General features: G+C 62.8%; 12 protein-coding genes, 2 tRNA genes and 3 rRNA genes (1 of these 17 cut by a window edge). 12 read left to right on the top strand and 5 right to left on the bottom strand.

The window, feature by feature from the left end:
* The 5 genes from AC3B6A_RS17415 to rrf (AC3B6A_RS17395) all read left to right on the top strand — a co-directional run.
* Window positions 1-64, top strand: a tRNA-Ile gene (locus AC3B6A_RS17415) (it extends 13 nt beyond the left edge of the window).
* A 27-nt stretch (window positions 65-91) separates the two neighbouring features.
* A tRNA-Ala gene (locus tag AC3B6A_RS17410) sits at window positions 92-167 on the top strand.
* Window positions 168-401: 234 nt separating this feature from the next.
* Window positions 402-3292, top strand: a 23S ribosomal RNA gene (locus AC3B6A_RS17405).
* A 132-nt stretch (window positions 3293-3424) separates the two neighbouring features.
* Window positions 3425-3540: ribosomal RNA gene (gene rrf, locus AC3B6A_RS17400) — 5S ribosomal RNA — on the top strand.
* A 105-nt stretch (window positions 3541-3645) separates the two neighbouring features.
* A 5S ribosomal RNA gene (gene rrf / locus AC3B6A_RS17395) occupies window positions 3646-3761 on the top strand.
* A gap of 548 nt (window positions 3762-4309) precedes the next feature.
* Here the strand turns inward: rrf (AC3B6A_RS17395) and fabB are convergent.
* From fabB to AC3B6A_RS17370, 5 genes are all read right to left on the bottom strand, one after another.
* Window positions 4310-5527 (bottom strand): beta-ketoacyl-ACP synthase I, encoded by a 1218-nt coding sequence (gene fabB, locus AC3B6A_RS17390; protein WP_488398457.1) that lies wholly within the window; start codon window positions 5525-5527, stop codon window positions 4310-4312.
* A 10-nt stretch (window positions 5528-5537) separates the two neighbouring features.
* Window positions 5538-6053 carry a 3-hydroxyacyl-[acyl-carrier-protein] dehydratase FabA gene (fabA, locus tag AC3B6A_RS17385; protein ID WP_488398456.1) on the bottom strand — a complete coding sequence of 172 codons (516 nt, stop codon included), beginning with the start codon at window positions 6051-6053 and terminating at the stop codon, window positions 5538-5540.
* Window positions 6054-6283: 230 nt separating this feature from the next.
* Window positions 6284-8197, bottom strand: a complete 1914-nt coding sequence (locus AC3B6A_RS17380) for an ATP-binding protein (protein ID WP_488398455.1) — start codon at window positions 8195-8197, stop codon at window positions 6284-6286.
* Complete coding sequence (locus AC3B6A_RS17375; protein WP_488398454.1) at window positions 8194-9093, bottom strand: ABC transporter substrate-binding protein; 900 nt, start codon at window positions 9091-9093, stop codon at window positions 8194-8196. Before AC3B6A_RS17375 ends, AC3B6A_RS17380 begins: the two co-directional genes overlap by 4 nt.
* Window positions 9094-9115: 22 nt before the next feature.
* On the bottom strand, window positions 9116-11224 hold the full coding sequence (locus AC3B6A_RS17370; RefSeq protein WP_488398453.1) for a TonB-dependent receptor plug domain-containing protein: 2109 nt from the start codon (window positions 11222-11224) through the stop codon (window positions 9116-9118).
* A gap of 150 nt (window positions 11225-11374) precedes the next feature.
* Between AC3B6A_RS17370 and AC3B6A_RS17365 the strand changes: the two genes are divergently transcribed.
* The 7 genes from AC3B6A_RS17365 (at window position 11375) to AC3B6A_RS17335 (ending at window position 18686) form a co-directional block, all read left to right on the top strand.
* Window positions 11375-12397 (top strand): NAD(P)H-dependent glycerol-3-phosphate dehydrogenase, encoded by a 1023-nt coding sequence (locus AC3B6A_RS17365; RefSeq protein ID WP_488398452.1) that lies wholly within the window; start codon window positions 11375-11377, stop codon window positions 12395-12397.
* Between the two features lie 12 nt (window positions 12398-12409).
* Complete coding sequence (locus AC3B6A_RS17360) at window positions 12410-12751, top strand: DUF4389 domain-containing protein (protein ID WP_488398451.1); 342 nt, start codon at window positions 12410-12412, stop codon at window positions 12749-12751.
* Window positions 12748-13212: a phosphohistidine phosphatase SixA gene (sixA, locus tag AC3B6A_RS17355; RefSeq protein ID WP_488398450.1), complete on the top strand. Its 465-nt coding sequence runs from the start codon at window positions 12748-12750 to the stop codon at window positions 13210-13212. Before AC3B6A_RS17360 ends, sixA begins: the two co-directional genes overlap by 4 nt.
* 284 nt (window positions 13213-13496) lie before the next feature.
* The gene (locus AC3B6A_RS17350) at window positions 13497-14732 is read left to right on the top strand and encodes a glycosyltransferase family 4 protein (RefSeq protein WP_488398449.1); all 1236 of its coding nucleotides are present in this window, start codon (window positions 13497-13499) and stop codon (window positions 14730-14732) included.
* A 53-nt stretch (window positions 14733-14785) separates the two neighbouring features.
* Window positions 14786-16942: a type I secretion system permease/ATPase gene (locus AC3B6A_RS17345; protein ID WP_488398448.1), complete on the top strand. Its 2157-nt coding sequence runs from the start codon at window positions 14786-14788 to the stop codon at window positions 16940-16942.
* Window positions 16939-18354 carry an HlyD family type I secretion periplasmic adaptor subunit gene (locus tag AC3B6A_RS17340; RefSeq protein WP_488398447.1) on the top strand — a complete coding sequence of 472 codons (1416 nt, stop codon included), beginning with the start codon at window positions 16939-16941 and terminating at the stop codon, window positions 18352-18354. The genes AC3B6A_RS17345 and AC3B6A_RS17340 overlap by 4 nt, the downstream gene beginning before the upstream one ends.
* 11 nt (window positions 18355-18365) lie before the next feature.
* Window positions 18366-18686 carry a hypothetical protein gene (locus AC3B6A_RS17335; protein WP_488398446.1) on the top strand — a complete coding sequence of 107 codons (321 nt, stop codon included), beginning with the start codon at window positions 18366-18368 and terminating at the stop codon, window positions 18684-18686.
* Window positions 18687-18986: the final 300 nt, after the last annotated feature.

Here is an 18986-nt window from a genome sequence, read left to right as displayed (position 1 = left end):
AGTTGGTTAGAGCGCACCCCTGATAAGGGTGAGGTCGGCAGTTCGAATCTGCCCAGACCCACCAATTGTTGTGGTGTGCTGCTGATCCGATGGGGCCATAGCTCAGCTGGGAGAGCGCCTGCTTTGCACGCAGGAGGTCAGGAGTTCGATCCTCCTTGGCTCCACCATCTTCAAATCGTCGAAAGCTCAGACATGAATGTTCAGGTTGAGCGAACATTGATGTCTGGTCTTTGTACCGGAACCGTTCTTTAAAAATTTGGGTATGTGATAGAAGTAGACTGAATAATCTCTTTCACTGGTGATTATTCAAGTCAAGGTAAAATTTGCGAGTTCAAGCGCGAATTTTCGGCGAATGTCGTCTTCACGTTCGAGACGTATGACCAGATTGCTTGGGGTTATATGGTCAAGTGAAGAAGCGCATACGGTGGATGCCTTGGCAGTCAGAGGCGATGAAAGACGTGGTAGCCTGCGAAAAGCTTCGGGGAGTCGGCAAACAGACTGTGATCCGGAGATCTCTGAATGGGGGAACCCAGCCAGCATAAGCTGGTTATCACACACTGAATACATAGGTGTGTGAGGCGAACCAGGGGAACTGAAACATCTAAGTACCCTGAGGAAAAGAAATCAACCGAGATTCCCTTAGTAGTGGCGAGCGAACGGGGACTAGCCCTTAAGCTTCTTTGAATCTAGCAGAACGCTCTGGAAAGTGCGGCCATAGTGGGTGATAGCCCCGTATGTGAAAGGTTCTTGGAAGTGAAATCGAGTAGGACGGAGCACGAGAAACTTTGTCTGAACATGGGGGGACCATCCTCCAAGGCTAAATACTACTGACTGACCGATAGTGAACCAGTACCGTGAGGGAAAGGCGAAAAGAACCCCGGAGAGGGGAGTGAAATAGAACCTGAAACCGTATGCGTACAAGCAGTGGGAGCCTACTTGTTAGGTGACTGCGTACCTTTTGTATAATGGGTCAGCGACTTATATTCAGTGGCGAGCTTAACCGAATAGGGAAGGCGTAGCGAAAGCGAGTCTTAATAGGGCGATTTAGTCGCTGGGTATAGACCCGAAACCGGGCGATCTATCCATGAGCAGGTTGAAGGTTAGGTAACACTGACTGGAGGACCGAACCCACTCCCGTTGAAAAGGTAGGGGATGACTTGTGGATCGGAGTGAAAGGCTAATCAAGCTCGGAGATAGCTGGTTCTCCTCGAAAGCTATTTAGGTAGCGCCTCACGTATCACTCCAGGGGGTAGAGCACTGTTTCGGCTAGGGGGTCATCCCGACTTACCAAACCGATGCAAACTCCGAATACCTGGAAGTGTCAGCGTGGGAGACACACGGCGGGTGCTAACGTCCGTCGTGAAAAGGGAAACAACCCAGACCGTCAGCTAAGGTCCCAAAGTTGTGGTTAAGTGGTAAACGATGTGGGAAGGCTTAGACAGCTAGGAGGTTGGCTTAGAAGCAGCCACCCTTTAAAGAAAGCGTAATAGCTCACTAGTCGAGTCGGCCTGCGCGGAAGATGTAACGGGGCTCAAACCACACACCGAAGCTACGGGTTCGTCGTAAGACGAGCGGTAGAGGAGCGTTCTGTAAGCCTGTGAAGGTGAGTTGAGAAGCTTGCTGGAGGTATCAGAAGTGCGAATGCTGACATGAGTAACGACAATGGGTGTGAAAAACATCCACGCCGAAAGACCAAGGGTTCCTGCGCAACGTTAATCGACGCAGGGTTAGTCGGTCCCTAAGGCGAGGCTGAAGAGCGTAGTCGATGGGAAACAGGTTAATATTCCTGTACTTCTAGTTACTGCGATGGAGGGACGGAGAAGGCTAGGCCAGCTTGGCGTTGGTTGTCCAAGTTTAAGGTGGTAGGCCGAACACTTAGGCAAATCCGGGTGTTCAAGGCCGAGAGCTGATGACGAGCTTTCTTTTAGAGAGCGAAGTGGTTGATGCCATGCTTCCAGGAAAAGCTTCTAAGCTTCAGGTAACTAGGAACCGTACCCCAAACCGACACAGGTGGTCGGGTAGAGAATACCAAGGCGCTTGAGAGAACTCGGGTGAAGGAACTAGGCAAAATGGCACCGTAACTTCGGGAGAAGGTGCGCCGGCGAGGGTGAACGATTTACTCGGTAAGCCCATGCCGGTCGAAGATACCAGGCCGCTGCGACTGTTTATTAAAAACACAGCACTCTGCAAACACGAAAGTGGACGTATAGGGTGTGACGCCTGCCCGGTGCCGGAAGGTTAATTGATGGGGTTAGCGAAAGCGAAGCTCTTGATCGAAGCCCCGGTAAACGGCGGCCGTAACTATAACGGTCCTAAGGTAGCGAAATTCCTTGTCGGGTAAGTTCCGACCTGCACGAATGGCGTAACGATGGCGGCGCTGTCTCCACCCGAGACTCAGTGAAATTGAAATCGCTGTGAAGATGCAGTGTATCCGCGGCTAGACGGAAAGACCCCGTGAACCTTTACTGTAGCTTTGCACTGGACTTTGAGCCTGCTTGTGTAGGATAGGTGGGAGGCTTTGAAGCGTGGACGCCAGTTCGCGTGGAGCCAACCTTGAAATACCACCCTGGCATGCTTGAGGTTCTAACTCTGGTCCGTAATCCGGATCGAGGACAGTGTATGGTGGGCAGTTTGACTGGGGCGGTCTCCTCCTAAAGAGTAACGGAGGAGTACGAAGGTGCGCTCAGACCGGTCGGAAATCGGTCGCAGAGTATAAAGGCAAAAGCGCGCTTGACTGCGAGACAGACACGTCGAGCAGGTACGAAAGTAGGTCTTAGTGATCCGGTGGTTCTGTATGGAAGGGCCATCGCTCAACGGATAAAAGGTACTCCGGGGATAACAGGCTGATACCGCCCAAGAGTTCATATCGACGGCGGTGTTTGGCACCTCGATGTCGGCTCATCACATCCTGGGGCTGAAGCCGGTCCCAAGGGTATGGCTGTTCGCCATTTAAAGTGGTACGCGAGCTGGGTTTAGAACGTCGTGAGACAGTTCGGTCCCTATCTGCCGTGGACGTTTGAGATTTGAGAGGGGCTGCTCCTAGTACGAGAGGACCGGAGTGGACGAACCTCTGGTGTTCCGGTTGTCACGCCAGTGGCATTGCCGGGTAGCTATGTTCGGAAAAGATAACCGCTGAAAGCATCTAAGCGGGAAACTTGCCTCAAGATGAGATCTCACTGGGAACTTGATTCCCCTGAAGGGCCGTCGAAGACTACGACGTTGATAGGTCGGGTGTGTAAGCGCTGTGAGGCGTTGAGCTAACCGATACTAATTGCCCGTGAGGCTTGACCATATAACACCCAAACAATTTGTGTGTTAGACGGTGAAGTCGACGAACCGAAAGTTCGTGAGAACCGCAAATACCTGTCACATACCCGAATCCGGATGAGCGTGTGCTGCAAGCCACGAGCGTCCTAAAGAATTGCTTGACGACCATAGAGCGTTGGAACCACCTGATCCCATCCCGAACTCAGCAGTGAAACGACGCATCGCCGATGGTAGTGTGGGGTTTCCCCATGTGAGAGTAGGTCATCGTCAAGCGCCTATCCCAAAGCCCCTGATCAGCCAACGCTGGTCGGGGGCTTTGCTTATTAGTGTAAGCAACCGAATTCGGATGAGCGCCAAGGCGAGCATCCAGCCGAATTGCTTGACGACCATAGAGCATTGGAACCACCTGATCCCATCCCGAACTCAGCAGTGAAACGATGCATCGCCGATGGTAGTGTGGGGTTTCCCCATGTGAGAGTAGGTCATCGTCAAGCTTCTAATTCCAAAACCCCCGATCAGCGAAAGCTGGTCGGGGGTTTTGTTTTTGGGGCGTGGGAAAGATGGGCGTCTCGGTGGTAGCCGGTGGGTGCGGTGCGTGATGGGGCGTCGGTTATCGCGGACAAGGTCCGCTCCTACGCGAGCGTGAGCAGCGTGGTCTGAGTTCCTCTCTGTGGAGTTGTTCGCGCGTGACGCGGTAACCCGGGGAGATGCTTTCCGCGGCGAGGATGGAGGTGTCCAGGTTCTTGGCCGATGCCTTTGCGTGAGTTGTGAAGACGCTGCGTACGGATGCCATCCAGGGGCTGTGCCAACGACCTCTGCGCCCAACTGAGCGACGAAGGTTACTGCTCCTGCAGCTCAGCTATGCGCTTGGGCATGAGCTGCCCACTATCGATGACGCACGCGGGATAGTCTTGGCTGTCTGCTCTCAGGCTTGCTCCACCCTCGCTTGATTCGGAGCGTGAGGGAGGGCGATATGCTGGCAGACAAAACCGCAGGCAACAAAAAAGGCGCCCCAGGGCGCCTTTTTTGTTCTGGTCGAAGATCAGCCGTTGTGGCGTTTCAGGACCAGGGTGGCGTTGGTGCCGCCGAAGCCGAAGCTGTTGCTCATGACGGTGTCGAGCTTCGCGTTCTCGCGGGTCTCGCGCAGGATCGGCATGTCGGCGACTTCCGGATCCAGCTCGTCGATGTTCGCGGAAGCAGCGATGAAGTTGCCTTCCATCATCAGCAGGCAGTAGATCGCCTCGTGAACGCCGGCGGCGCCCAGGGAGTGGCCGGACAGGCTCTTGGTGGAGCTGATGGCCGGGGCCTTGTCGCCGAACACTGCACGGATGCCACGGATTTCGGCAACATCGCCGACCGGGGTGGAGGTGCCGTGGGTGTTCAGGTAGTCGATCGGGCTGTTCACGGTCGACAGGGCCTGCTGCATGCAGCGGATGGCGCCTTCGCCGCTCGGGGCGACCATGTCGTAGCCATCGGAAGTGGCGCCGTAGCCGACGATTTCGGCGTAGATCTTGGCACCGCGCTTCAGCGCGTGTTCCAGCTCTTCGACCACCACCATGCCGCCGCCGCCGGCGATGACGAAGCCGTCACGCTTGGCGTCGTAGGCGCGGGAGGCCTTTTCCGGGGTCTCGTTGTACTGGGTGGAGAGGGCGCCCATGGCGTCGAACAGGCAGCTCTGGCTCCAGTGTTCTTCCTCACCACCACCGGCGAAGACGACGTCCTGCTTGCCCATCTGGATCTGCTCCATGGCCTGGCCGATGCAGTGCGCGCTGGTGGCGCAGGCCGAGGAGATGGAGAAGTTCACGCCCTTGATCTGGAAGGGAGTGGCCAGGCAGGCGGAAACGGTGCTGCCCATGGTGCGGGTGACGCGGTATGGGCCGATGCGCTTGACGCCCTTTTCGCGCAGGGTGTCGATGGCTTCCATCTGGTTCAGGGTGGAAGCGCCGCCGGAGCCGGCGATCAGGCCGGTACGCGGGTTGGAGATCTGCTCGGGGGTGAGGCCGGAGTCCTTGATTGCCTGTTCCATCGCCAGGTAGGCGTAGGCGGCGGCGTCGCCCATGAAGCGGAAGACCTTGCGGTCGATCAGTTCTTCCAGGTTCAGGTTGACCGAACCGGAAACCTGGCTGCGCAGGCCCATCTCGGCGTAGCTCGGGTTGTGCCGAATGCCGGCACGGCCAGCGCGCAGGTTGGCGGAGACGGTGTCTTTGTCATTGCCCAGGCAGGAAACGATGCCCAGACCGGTAATCACGACGCGACGCATGCGGATACCCTTAGAAGCTGTCAGTGGAAGTGAACAGGCCGACGCGGAGGCCTTCGGCGCTGTAGATTTCGCGGCCATCGACGCTGACGCTGCCGTCGGCGATGGCCAGTACCAGCGATCGATTGATCGTACGCTTGATGTGGATGTTGTAGGTGATTTTCTTGGCGGTCGGCAGGACCTGGCCGAAGAACTTCACTTCGCCCGAACCCAGGGCGCGGCCGCGGCCGGGGTTGCCCTGCCAGCCGAGGTAGAAGCCTACCAGCTGCCACATGGCGTCGAGGCCCAGGCAGCCCGGCATCACCGGATCGCCTTCGAAGTGGCAGGCGAAGAACCACAGGTCGGGGTTGATATCCAGCTCGGCGACCAGTTCGCCCTTGCCATACTTGCCGCCGACATCACTGATGTGGGTGATGCGGTCGATCATCAGCATGTTGGGGGCGGGCAGTTGCGCATTACCCGGGCCGAAGAGCTCGCCGCGGCTGCAACGCAGCAGGTCTTCTCGGGTGAAGGCGTGTTGTTTGGTCATGCGAGCTCCTCAAAAATCTTCGATGGCAGGCGTTGTTGGCTTCTGCCTGCGGCGCCGCGTTCCGTTGTTATTGTCACGGGTATTACGCGGCAGCCTAGTCATAGACTATTGCCTTTGAGTGAAAGTCACAGCGTCCGGCGAACGCTTGTTCACTTTTCATCGGCGGCGGGTTGTCGTCAGGGGCACAGGCCCGTGGTCGGTCCGCAGTGTGGTGCATGCGCTTGCCCGGATCAACGACCTGGAGCAACCCAGCGCTGCAGTATCCGCTGCAGTTCCGCACGTTTGAACGGCTTGGCCAGGTAGTCGTTCATCCCTGCCGCGAGGCAGGTTTCCCGGTCGCCCTGCAGGGCGTTGGCCGTCAGGGCGATGATCGGCACCTGCCCGCCGTCCGGTCGTGCGCGGATCTGCCGGGTGGCATCGTAGCCGTTGAGCACCGGCAGCCGGCAATCCATGAGGATCACCGCGAACGCCTCGCGCTCGGAAGCGCGGACCGCCTGGACACCGTCACCCACAAGCGTGACGCGATAACCCAGGCTGCGCAACATAGCTTCTATGACTGTTTGATTCACCGGGTTGTCCTCGACCAGCAGAACGGACTGACCAGCGGCAAGCGTTTCGCCGCCCGCATCGCCGTGTTCCGCGACGGCCTGGCGCTCGCGGAAGGGCAGGGGGATTTCCAGGGTGAAGGTCGAGCCGCAGCCTTCCTCGCTGCTCGCATCGAGGGTGCCGCCCATGCGTTCGGCCAGGGTCCGGGCGATGGTCAGGCCCAGGCCGGTGCCGCCGTAGCGGCGCGAGGTGGAGGAGTCGGCCTGCTGGAAGGCGTCGAACATGTGCTCCAGGCGCTCCCGGGAGATGCCGATGCCGCTGTCCTGCACCGAGCAGCTGAGCCACAGGACTTCATCGTCCAGAGCCTGCCAGGTGGCTTCCAGCCGCACGCCGCCTTCCTCGGTGAACTTCAGGGCATTGCCCAGCAGGTTCACCAGGATCTGCCGGATGCGCGTCGGGTCGCCCTGTACCTCGAGTGCCTCCAGGCCCCCCTGCACCGCCAGCTCCAGCGCCAGGCCGCGTTGCTGGGCGCTGTGCTGGAAGACCTGCACGGAGCTCTGGATCAGCTCCAGCAGGTTGAACGGGATGCGCTCCAGCTCCAGCGCGCCGCGCTCGATGCGCGAGAAGTCGAGGATGTCGTTGATCACCTTGAGCAGGTGCTCGGTGGATTCGGTCGCCAGCGCGCTGTATTCGGCCTGCTCCTGGTTCAGTTCCGTGGTTTCCAGCAGCTGGAGCATGCCCAGCACGCCATTCATCGGCGTGCGCAGTTCGTGGCTCATCATCGCCAGGAAGTCGGACTTGGCGCGGTTCGCCTCTTCGGCCTCCTCCCGCGCGGCCACCAGCTGGGCGATGCTGCGCTCCTGCTCCAGGGCAGCCTGCTGCAGGGCGCGGGCGAGGTTGTTGATGTGCCGGGCGAGGTCGCCGACTTCGCCGTCGTCGGGCACCGGCAGGGTGGTGTGGTAGTCGCCGCTCTGGATCGCCTGTACCGCGCGGCCCATGGTGCTGATCGGCGCGGCCAGGCGGCGCGCCAGGCGGCGGGCGAGGAGGTAGGTCAGCGCCAGCGCGAACAGTGCCAGCAGGCTGGCCTTGAAGAGAATCTCCTGTTGGCGCTCGCCGAAGGCGTCGCTGGCCATCCCGACCACCACTCGGCCGAGGTAGTCGCTGCTGGCGGTCGGCGCCGTGGCGCCGAGGGCGATGCTCAGGTTGCCGTCGCCGAGTTCGATGTTCTCGCGCTGGATCGCGGCGTGGAAGATTTCCACCTTGGTGGTGGTGGAGTGCGCCGGATCGGCGGGGTGCTCGACGTAGACCAGGATGTTGTCGCCGCGGTCGCGCACTTCGATGAAGCGCACGTGGGCGGTGCCCAGGGTGGCGCGCAGCAGGCTCTGCAGCACCGGCAGGTTGCCGGAGATGACGCCGTACTCGGCGGCCGGCGCCAGCTGGTTGGCGATCAGCTGGCCGGTATGCTTGGACTCCTGCCGCAGGTCCTGCAGGCGCGAGTAGGTGAAATAGCCGGTGAGCAGCAGCGTCAGCAGCAGCGCCGGGCCGAGGCTGATGGCCAGCATGCGTGTCTGGATATTCCAGCTCTTGCGGGCGCTCATGGGGATTCTCCTTCGGCAAGACGGCGCGCGAGCGAGGCGTCGTCCGGCAACTCGATGCCCAGCGAGCGCGCCACCTGGCGGTTGCTCTGCACCTTGAAACGTTCGGGGTAGAGGCTCGGCGGCCATTGCGACGGCGGCTGGTCGAGCAGCGGGTCGAGGGTGTCCAGCCAGTCATTCTGGTCGCTGTAGGTGCTGGCCAGGCTGCCGGCCCTGACGAACGCGACGGTGGGGCCGATCAGCGCGAGGTTCTCGGCGTAGGCGCCGAGCAGGATGCCCTTGATGGTGCGCGGGTTGTACAGCAGTTTGTCGTCCAGCCCGAGCAGTAGGTCACTGCCGTCCAGCAATTCGCGCAGCGGGCGGGGATCGTCGCTGCGCTCCTGTTCCCGGGTGACCAGCTCGACCCCGAGGCGTCGGGCGTGCTCCGCCAGCTCCCCCAGGAGGAACGCACTGGCCGGGCTGAAGAGCACGCCGATGCGTTGCGGCCTGGGTTGCAGCTGCATGGCCAGTTGCAGCTGGCGGGCGGGCGGCGGGTCGCTCCAGAGCAGGCTGACGCCCGCCGGGTGGCGGCCGTCGAGCAGCTGCTGCGCTTCCACGCGGCTGACCAGAAGCGTCAGCGCCGGCGGGCCCTGTTCGCTGGCCAGGCGCCAGTTCAGCGCGGCGGCTCCCAGCAGCAGCAACTGGGTCTCCGCGGGCAGCGTCGAGGCGGCGGGCAGCGTGTCGGGGGATTCCAGGCGGACCTGATCCGCGGGGCGGCGTTCGGCGAGCGCCTGGCTGAAGGCCTGCACCGCGGCGCTCTGCTCGCCGCTGACCAGCAGCAGCTCGCGGGCCTGCGCCGGCAACGCCAGCAGGCAGGCCAGGCCGAGCAGCCAGGGCCGGAGCAGATGTCCGAGGCTCATCCCTGAGCGGCGCGCCGCCATGCTAGAAATCCACCTCGGCGCTGAAATACAGCAGGTGGCGGTCGTCGTAGCGGTTTTCCGGCCAGGTCAGCGCCTCGTCGTCCAGGCGCTGCTGCAGCACGCCCGCCAGTTCCAGCGCCGCGCCCCCCAGCGGAATGCGCTTGGCCACGCGCAGGTCCACGCGCTCGAAGCGGCGCTCGTTCAGCGCGTCATCGCCGTAATAGAACACGGAAGACGACCAGCCCTGGCCCCAGTCGCGCATCCAGCCCGCCGAGCCGCTGTTGCGCGCGGTGAGGCGCTGGTCGTAGCGGCTGCTGGCGTCGTAGTCGACGTAGGCGTAGGTGAGGCGCAGCCGGTCGCGCAGGCCGAGGCGCCAGTCCAGCTGGGTCTCGGCGCCGCTGAAGCGGATTTCGTTGTCGTTGGTCGGCTGGAAGTCGGTGAGCTTCAGCGGATCGCTGATCAGCCCGTGGATCTCGTCGTGATACGCCTTCACATCCAGCGCCAGGCCGATCTCGTCGAACTGGCCGTTGTAGCCGATCTCCCGCGAGCGCATGCGCTCCTGGTCCAGGTCGCCCGGCCCCTGGGCGCGGGCGAAATAATAGGCGCTGCTCTGGCCGTAGGCGGCCGGGGTGAGATGGCGCGCGCGGTAGCTCCAGTCCACGTCGTTCTCGTACATGTCGGGCGAGCGCACGGCTTCGGAGTACACCGCCCGCAGGCTGTGCCGCGGGGTGATCAGGTAGTTCAGGGCGATGCGCGGGCTGACGGAGCTGCCGGAGGTCTGGTCGTCCTCCAGCATGGCGCCGCCCTGCAGCAGCCAGTGGGGCGTCAGGTGCCATTCCAGCTGGCTGAACAGCCGCCAGATTTCGTTGTTCACCGTGCCGTTGAAATAGGTCTCGGAGACCGCCTGGTCGTGGCGGTAGCTCATGCCGGTGAGCAGCCGCACGCCGTCGGCCAGGCTCAGGGTGTCCTGCATTTCGAGGTCGTAGCGGGTTTCCCGGATGTTCTGGTTCACCCAGCCGCACGCCGGCGCGCCGGCCCCGGCGATCACCTGCTGCAGCACCTGGTTGGCCAGGGCCTGCTGCTGGGCGGTGCCCCGCGGGATGCGCGGCAGCGCCTCGCCGAGGTCCTCCACGTACTGCGGGTCCAGCGCCCAGAGCTGCGCCAGCTGCGGGCTGAACACCAGCTGCGCCTCGCAGGCGCGGAAGTCCTGCAGACGCTCCCAGTGTTCGGCGTAGCCCTGGACGTAGAAGCTGTGCTGCGGGTTGACGTCGAAGGTCCAGCGCAAGGAGCCGGCGTAGTCGCGGGCGGTCAGGTCGGCGTCGTCGTCGCCGGCGGGAATGCCGTCGAACACCGGGGTGTAGGCGTACGGGCGCTGGTTGCTGCCTTCCTTCGCGGCGATCTGCCAGTCCAGGCTGTTGCGCAGGTCGAGGCTGTGGTTGGCCACCAGGTTGAAGCGGGTCAGGCGGCGGCTGTCGCGGTAGTCGCGGTCGAACTGGTCGTGGTCGAAGCCGTCGTCGGCCTGGCCGGAAAGCGTCAGGCGGTAGTCGCTGGACTCGCCGCGCAGCCCCTGGCTGGCGTACCAGTCGCGGATGCCGTTCTGCCCGGCGCTGTACTTCAGGCGCGTGCCCTGGCTGTCGGCGGGGTGGCGGGTGAGGATGTTGATCACCCCCATCAGCGCGTTGGCGCCGTAGCTCACGGCGTTCGGGCCGCGGAACACCTCGATGCGGTCGATATCCTCGATGGCCAGCGGAATGTCGCTCCAGTCCACCGTGGCCAGGCCCGGGCGGTACACCGAGCGGCCGTCCACCAGCACCTGCAGGCGGCGCGCCTCGGTGACGTTGGTGCCGTGGTAGTTCACCGTGGCCTGGTTGCCGGACAGGTAGCCGACCATCATGCCCGGCACCAGGCGCATCAGCTCGGGGATGTCGCGGGCGCCGGAGGCGCGGATCAGGTCGCGGTCGAGCACCGTCATGCTGCCCGGCACCTCGGCGGGCGACTGCTTCAGCCGGCTGGCGGTGAGCACTTCCGGCACGTCCGCGCGATCCACGAAGAGATCGTCGGCGAGCGCTTCGCCCGCCAGCAGGGCGGCGAGCAGGGACAGCGACAGCGGAGCGCGGATGGGGAAATGCACGGAACGGCCTTGTTCTCGATTTCTTCTTGAATGGACGGATGTTAAACGAGGCGCCGCCGTTTGCCAGTCCTGCGATCCGCACTGGCCGCTGGGCGACGGGGCCTTATAATGCCTCAATCGCCGCCGCCGGCGGCCCGTGATGGAAAAGACATGACTGAGCAGCAACCGATCGCCGTGCTCGGCGGAGGCAGTTTCGGTACCGCGTTCGCCAATCTGCTGGCGGAGAACGGCCAGCGCGTCCGCCAGTGGATGCGCGACGAGGAGCAGGCCGAAGCGATCCGCACCCAGCGCGAGAACCCGAACTACCTCAAGGGTGTGCGTATCCATGCCGGCGTCGAGCCGACCATCGACCTGCCGGCGACCCTGGCCGAGTGCGAGATGATCTTCGTCGCGCTGCCGTCCAGCGCGCTGCGCAAGGTGCTGGAAGGCCACAGCGAGGAGCTGGCGGGCAAGATGCTGGTCAGCCTGACCAAGGGCATCGAGGCGCAGACCTTCAAGCTGATGAGCCAGATCCTCGAAGAGATCGCCCCCAAGTCCCGCATCGCGGTGATCTCCGGCCCGAACCTGGCGCGCGAGATCGCCGAGCACGAGCTGACCGCCACCGTGGTCGCCAGCGAGGACGAAGAAGTCTGTGAGCGGGTACAGGAAGCGCTGCACGGCCGCACCTTCCGCGTCTACGCCAGCAGCGACCGCTTCGGCGTCGAACTGGGCGGCGCGCTGAAGAACGTCTACGCCATCATCGCCGGCATGGCCGCCGCGCTGGGCATGGGCGAGAACACCAAGGGCATGCTGATCACCCGCGCCCTGGCGGAAATGACCCGCTTCGCCGTCAAGCTCGGCGCCAACCCCATGACCTTCCTCGGCCTGGCCGGGGTGGGCGACCTGATCGTCACCTGTTCGTCACCCAAGAGCCGTAACTATCAGGTCGGCTACGCCCTGGGCGAGGGCCTGAGCCTGGAAGACGCGGTGGCGCGCATGGGCGAGACCGCCGAGGGCGTGAACACCCTGCGGGTGCTCAAGGCCAAGGCCGACGAACTGCAGGTCTACATGCCGCTGGTGGCCGGCCTCAACGCCATCCTGTTCGGCGGCCGCACCCTGGCGCAGGTCATCGAGGCGCTGATGAACGGCGAGCCGAAGACCGACGTCGACTTCATTCCCACCACCGGATTCTGAGGAGGTATCGCCATGTCCGCTGAACGTCAGGAAAAAGAATCCCTGGTCCTGCGCGTCGTCTGGATGCTGGTCTTCGCGCTGGTCTGGTTCGTCGCCGAGATGATCCTCGGCGCCATCGTGGTGATCCAACTGATCTACCGCATCATCTACGGCGCCCCCAGCGGCAGCCTGATGGGCTTCGGCGACAGCCTCAGCCAGTACTTCGCGCAGATCGGCCGCTTCGGCACCTTCCAGACCGAAGAGAAGCCCTGGCCGTTCTCCGACTGGCCCGCCGCCCGCGCCCCGGAAGGCGAAGCCCCGCACGACGTGCCGCCGGCGCCGCACCCGGCACGCGACGAGGAGCCCAAGCTGTGAAGCTCTGGCTGCTGCGCCACGGCGAGGCCGAGCCCCAGGCCCGCCGCGATGCAGAACGGCGCCTGACCGCCCACGGCCGCAAGGAGGTGCTCAAGAGCGCCGCCCAGCTCGCCGGCCAGCCGATCGACGGCATCCTCGCCAGCCCCTACGTGCGCGCCCAGGAAACCGCCGAACTGATCCGCGAGGCCCTGGGCTTCGATGGCTCCGTCGGCACCGCGCCGTGGCTGACCCCGGACGACGACCCCAAGGACGTCCTGCGCTTCCTCGACGGCCGCCCCGAGCGCAACCTGCTGCTGGTCAGCCACCAGCCGCTGATCGGCACCCTGGCCGGCCTGCTGGTCCACGGCAGCCGCAGCGACGCGGTGCCGTTCGGCACGGCGTCGCTGGCTGAACTGGAGGGCGAAGTGCCGGGGGCGGGGCTGATGGCGCTGGTGTCGCTGCACCATCCGCGGCACGGCTGAGCCGACGCGCGTCACTCCACAAGGCCCCGAAAGGGGCCTTTTTCGTTGGTGTGATTGGCCCTTTGTCCCTCATCAAGTGAGGACACTTCCCACTGGCTAGTAGTAGCCAGACTACAGATATCACCTACCTCTCCATTGGATGCTCGCTGGTACTCAAGACTCCATGGCATGGATGTGTAGATGTCTGCGTTACCACCTCACCTCGTTCGAGCGACGCTTCCTGATCTGTTCTCGCTGTTTGTCGGTACTGGAGTTGCCTGCCGGCAATTGCCGGGAGGTACGCGATGAACGTCCTGATGATCCATCAGAACTTCCCCGGTCAGTTCCGCCACCTGGCGCTCGACCTGTCCAAGCGTGGCCCTGGGCGAGTGCTCGCCATCGGTCGGGATACCGCGCCGGGTCTGGTTGGCGTGCAGATGCTGCGTTACCGCCCGCACCGCGCTTCCTCCCTGCACACTCACGGCTATCTGCGAAGCTTCGAAGACGCTGTACTCCACGGCCAGCAGGTGGCACGTCTGCTCTTGCTGCAGAAAAGCCGCGGATATCGCCCCGATGTCGTCCTCGCCCACCCCGGCTGGGGCGAAACGCTTTATGCCAAGGACGTGTTCCCCGATGTGCCGCTGGTGCACTTCTGCGAGTACTACTACCACCCCCAGGGGGCTGATACAGGGTTCGACCCGGAGTTCCCCGCGAGCCTGGACGACCATTCGCGCATTCGCACCCGCAACGCCCTGCACCTGCTGAACTTGGAACAGTGCGACCTGGGAATCTCGCCCACCCATTGGCAACACAGCCTGCATCCCAGGGTATTCCACGAGAAGATTCGCATCGCCCATGAGGGCGTGCCGCTGGACAACCTGCGGGCCGACTCGCGGGCAAACCTGCGTTTGCCCTCTGGGCAGGAGATCAAGACCGGCCAGCCCATCGTCACCTATGTGGCGCGCAATCTCGAACCCTACCGCGGGTTTCACAGTTTCATGCGCGCCGTGCCCCGCATTCTCGCCGGCCATGAGCACGCCCAGGTCGTGGTGGTCGGCGGCGATGAGGTCAGTTACGGCCGCCTGCCCGAAGGGGCGTCAAGCTGGCGGGCGCGCATGTTGGAGGAGGTGAGCGTCGACCCGGCCCGGGTGCACTTCCTCGGCAAGCTGCCCTACGCCCAATACCTCAAGGTCCTGCAGGTCTCCGCCGCCCACGTCTACCTGACCTATCCCTTCGTGCTGTCCTGGTCGATGCTCGAAGCCATGGCCTGCGGGTGCCTGCTGATCGGCTCCGATACGGTACCGGTCAGGGAAGTCATCCGGCACGGCAAGAACGGTTACCTGGTGGACTTCTTCGATCCTGCCGCCATTGCCGACCGGGTTCTGCAGGCACTCCACGCACCGCGCGATCAGCTGCCACTGCGTGTCGCAGCCCGTCGAACAGCGCAGGACTACAGCGTGTTCAAGGGGGTGACGGCCTACCACCAGCTGCTGTCCGAAGCCTGCGCAATGCGGCCGCAGGTGCCGCTGCTCCAAGCCTGATATCTCAGCTGTCTCCGCAGCGTCGAGACAGCGCCTTTCCCGAAAGGATTTCCATGCCTACCACTGAAATCTCCAGCGAAGGCTCGAGCAATTTCACTCCGGACAGCGGCCTGCTCTGTCTGGTCATGCTCGCACGCTTCCACAACATCGCCGCATCGCCCGAGCAACTGGCCCACGAATTCATGCCGCCGGGTGAGCGTTTTGGCAGCGCCGAACTGTTGCTGGCGGCGCGCAAGATCGGCCTCAAGGCCAAATCCGTCCGGAGCAAACCCGATCGACTGGCGCACACACCTTTACCGGCAATGGCCCGAGATCATGAAGGCCGCTATTTCATCATCGCCCGTATCGACCAGGACAAGGCGCTTATTCAGGACCCCCTCCAGGGGCGACCGGAAGTGCTGGCGCTCGATGTGCTGAGCACGCGGTGGACAGGTGAACTGCTGCTGTTCCGCTCCGAGGCGTCGCAGGCGGCGGAGCTGTCGCGCTTCGACTTCACCTGGTTCATCCCGGCCATCGTCAAGTACCGCAAGCTGCTGGGCGAGGTCCTGGTCGCCTCCTTCGTGCTGCAGATCTTCGCCCTGCTGACACCGCTGTTCTTCCAGGTGGTGATGGACAAGGTACTGGTGCACCGCGGTCTGTCCACCTTGGACGTCCTGGCGGTCGGCCTGCTCGGCATCATGCTCTTCGAGACGCTGCTCAGCGGCCTGCGCAGCTACGTCTTCGCCCATACCGCCAGTCGGATCGACGTGGAGCTGGGCGCGCGGCTGTTCCGCCACCTGATCAGCCTGCCGCTGGCCTACTTCCAGGCTCGCCGGGTAGGGGATTCGGTGGCGCGGGTGCGCGAGCTGGAGAACATCCGCAGCTTCCTCACCGGTAATGCCATCACCCTGTTGCTCGACGTGCTCTTCTCGGTGGTGTTCATCGCCGTGATGTTCTTCTACAGCGGCTGGCTGACCCTGGTGGTGGTCCTCTCGCTGCCGTTGTACTTCGTGCTCTCGCTGCTCATCACGCCGCTGTTGCGTGCCCGGGTGCAGGAGAGTTTCAGCCGGGGAGCGGAAAACCAGGCCTTCCTGGTCGAGTCCATCAACGGCATCGACACCCTCAAATCCATGGCGGCCGAGCCGCAAGTCACCCGCAAGTGGGACAACCAGCTCGCCGCCTACGTCGCCGCCAGTTTCAAGACCCAGACGCTCTCCACCCTAGCCAATGAAGGCGTGTCGCTGATCGGCAAGCTGGTCACCGTCGCCACCCTCTGGCTCGGCGCCCGGCTGGTGATCGACGGGCAGCTCACCGTCGGCCAGTTGGTCGCCTTCAACATGCTCGCCGGCCGCGTGGCGCAGCCGATCATGCGGCTGGCGCAGCTGTGGACCAACTTCCAGCAGACCGGCGTCTCCGTACAGCGCCTGGGCGATATCCTCAACAGCCAGACCGAACTGAGCCAGGCGGCCCGCAGCGCCTTGCCGCCGTTGCGCGGGCAGATTGAATTCGACCAGGTGCGCTTCCGCTACCGCGCCGATGGCTCGGAAGTCCTGCGCGGCGTCGACCTCGCCATCCGCCCCGGCGAAGTCCTCGGCATCGTCGGTCGCTCAGGTTCCGGCAAGAGCACGCTCACCCGCCTGCTGCAGCGCCTCTACGTCCCCGAAAGCGGCCGCGTGTTGGTGGACGGCATGGACCTCGCGCTGGCCGACGTCAGCTCCCTGCGTCGGCAGATCGGCGTGGTCCTGCAGGACAACCTGCTGTTCAACCGCAGCATCCGCGAGAACATCGCTCTGACCGACCCCGGCGCACCAATGGAAATGGTCATCCAGGCTGCCCGGCAGGCCGGTGCCCACGAATTCATCCTCGAACTGCCAGAAGGCTACGACACCCTGGTCGGCGAGCACGGCTCCTCGCTCTCTGGCGGCCAGCGGCAGCGCATCGCCATCGCCCGCGCGCTGATCGGCAACCCGCGCATCCTGATCTTCGACGAAGCCACCAGCGCCCTGGACTACGAGTCCGAGCGGATCATCCAGCAGAACATGAAAGCCATCTGCCAGGGCCGCACCGTCCTCATCATCGCGCACCGCCTGAGCGCGGTGCGCGATGCGAACCGGATCATCGTCATGGACCGTGGGCAGATCGTCGAGCAGGGCACCCATCACGAACTGCTCAGCCTCCAGGCCGGCCACTACTCGCGCTTGCACCGCCTGCAGCAAGGAGGCCAGCCATGAGCGCCCGCCGTGAGCTGCTGAAACACTACCGGCGCACCTGGGTTCACGCCTGGCGGCGGCGCAAGCAGATGGACGCGCCCCTGCGCCTGCCCCATGAAGTGCAGTTCCTCCCGGCGGCGCTGTCCCTGCAGGAGCAGCCGGTCAGCCCGCTGGCCCGCTACATCAAATGGTCGATCATCGCCTTCTCCGCGCTGGCGCTGCTCTGGGCCTGCCTGGGCGAGATCGACGTCGTCGCCACGGCCCAGGGCAAGATCGTTCCCAGTGGCAAGACCAAGGTCATCCAGCCCAGCGAAGTCGCCGTGGTCAAGGACATCCACGTCTACGACGGCCAGCAGGTCAAGGCCGGCGACCTGCTGGTGGAACTGGACGCCAGCCAGACCGGCGCCGACGTCGAACGCCTGAAGAGCGACTTCCAGGCCGCCCGCATCGACGCCGCCCGCGCCGCCGCCTTGCTCGAATCCATCAGCAGCAACCAGCCGCCGCAATCGCTGGAGACCCGCCTGCCGGAAGTCGCCGAAGCGGAACGCCAGGCCGCGCAGCTCTGGCTCCAGGGCCAATATCTCGAACTGCGTAGCAGCATCGACCAGAGCCAGGCCGTGATCGACCAGCGCGCCGCGGAAATCCGTGCTGCCCAGGCCACCGTCGCCTCCCTGCGCAAGACCCTGCCCATCGCCGAACAACTGGCCGGCGACTACAAGCGCCTGCTGGAACGCAACTTCGTCGCCAAGCACGCCTGGCTGGAAAAGGAGCAGGCCAGCCTCGACCAGCAGCGCGAGCTGGCCGTGCAGCAGGCCCGCGTCATCGAACTGGACGCCTCGCAGCGTGAAGCCGAACAGCAGCGCGAAAGCGTCATCGCCCAGACCCGCCGCGCCATGCTCGACCTGCAGCACCAGTCCGAGCAGAAGGCCGCCGGCCTCACCCAGGAACTGCTCAAGGCCGAACAACGTGATCGCCTGACACGCCTGACCTCCCCGGTGGACGGCACCGTGCAGCAACTTGCGATCCACACCAACGGTGGCGTCGTCACCGAAGCCCAGCCGCTCATGGTCATCGTCCCCAAGGATCAGCCCGTGGAAGTCGAGGCGATGCTGGAGAACAAGGACATCGGCTTCGTCCGCCCCGGCCAGGACGTCGAGATCAAGGTCGAGACCTTCACCTTCACCAAGTACGGCGTCGTGCACGGCCGGGTCATCAGCATTTCCGACGACGCCATCGAGGACGAAAAGCGCGGGCTGCTCTACAGCATGCGCATCCAACTACAGCAAAACCATATTCGCGTGGGCAACCGGGATATTCCGTTGACGGCGGGAATGGCAGTCAGTGCGGAAGTCAAGACGGATAAGCGGAAAGTGATCGAGTACTTCCTGAGTCCGCTTAAACAGTATGTGAGTGAAAGTTTGGGAGAGAGGTGATCGGAAAATTGATGGCTTCACTTAAGAAAGAGAAGAAGGATGTGGAAAAGTTGGTAATTAACTTCAAGTTCTGGGGGTGGTTCCATGTGGCTGTGTATGTCGTTGGATTTGTTTTTTTTATAGTTGCCGATGGGCGGCTTTGGGGTGGTAATGGGTATTTGTATGACTGGATGATGCGGCTTCTGATACTTGGATATCTTTTGATATGGGGGTTGGCCTTTCTGAAAGTGGGAAAAATCGGATTGGCCTTTTCTTTTAGCTCGTTGGCAATTTTTTGTTGCGGTGTTGCGTTGGGTTGTTTGTTTAAGTTGGTCGTATTGTCTTCCAAATAAGGCTTGAGGTCTATCTATATGGCAAATGCTGTTGAAATGATGTCAGCTATCAATGATGCAATACATGCTGCTTTTGCAGCGAGAGGCCTTCAGCCTCCTGAGAAAGGGGAGTTGAACAAAAATACCTATTTAGGGAATTACGCTACGATTTTTGGTGGGATTTTATCGGCAAGTGGCGCAGTAGTAAATTGGTCGATGTCCACTCCGGGAGTCGCTCTTGGAGTGGAGGCCACTAAGGGAGTGGCAGCTCGCTTTCTGACTCCTGCCCTTATCGCATCGGCTATTTACGATATATCTCAG

Source organism: Pseudomonas sp. B12(2026), from assembly GCF_057767015.1.
The sequence above is the reverse complement of the archived record's forward strand: the minus strand, read 5'-3'. Positions and strand labels throughout refer to the sequence as shown.

Bases quoted from the DNA above. Each gene is read 5' to 3' on its own strand.
- fabB (WP_488398457.1), bottom strand. From the start codon at position 5,527: ATGCGTCGCGTCGTGATTACCGGTCTGGGCATCGTTTCCTGCCTGGGC.
- AC3B6A_RS17380 (WP_488398455.1), bottom strand. From the start codon at position 8,197: ATGAGCGCCCGCAAGAGCTGGAATATCCAGACACGCATGCTGGCCATC.
- AC3B6A_RS17375 (WP_488398454.1), bottom strand. From the start codon at position 9,093: ATGAGCCTCGGACATCTGCTCCGGCCCTGGCTGCTCGGCCTGGCCTGC.
- fabA (WP_488398456.1), bottom strand. From the start codon at position 6,053: ATGACCAAACAACACGCCTTCACCCGAGAAGACCTGCTGCGTTGCAGC.
- AC3B6A_RS17365 (WP_488398452.1), top strand. From the start codon at position 11,375: ATGACTGAGCAGCAACCGATCGCCGTGCTCGGCGGAGGCAGTTTCGGT.
- AC3B6A_RS17360 (WP_488398451.1), top strand. From the start codon at position 12,410: ATGTCCGCTGAACGTCAGGAAAAAGAATCCCTGGTCCTGCGCGTCGTC.
- AC3B6A_RS17345 (WP_488398448.1), top strand. From the start codon at position 14,786: ATGCCTACCACTGAAATCTCCAGCGAAGGCTCGAGCAATTTCACTCCG.
- AC3B6A_RS17350 (WP_488398449.1), top strand. From the start codon at position 13,497: ATGAACGTCCTGATGATCCATCAGAACTTCCCCGGTCAGTTCCGCCAC.
- AC3B6A_RS17340 (WP_488398447.1), top strand. From the start codon at position 16,939: ATGAGCGCCCGCCGTGAGCTGCTGAAACACTACCGGCGCACCTGGGTT.
- AC3B6A_RS17335 (WP_488398446.1), top strand. From the start codon at position 18,366: ATGGCTTCACTTAAGAAAGAGAAGAAGGATGTGGAAAAGTTGGTAATT.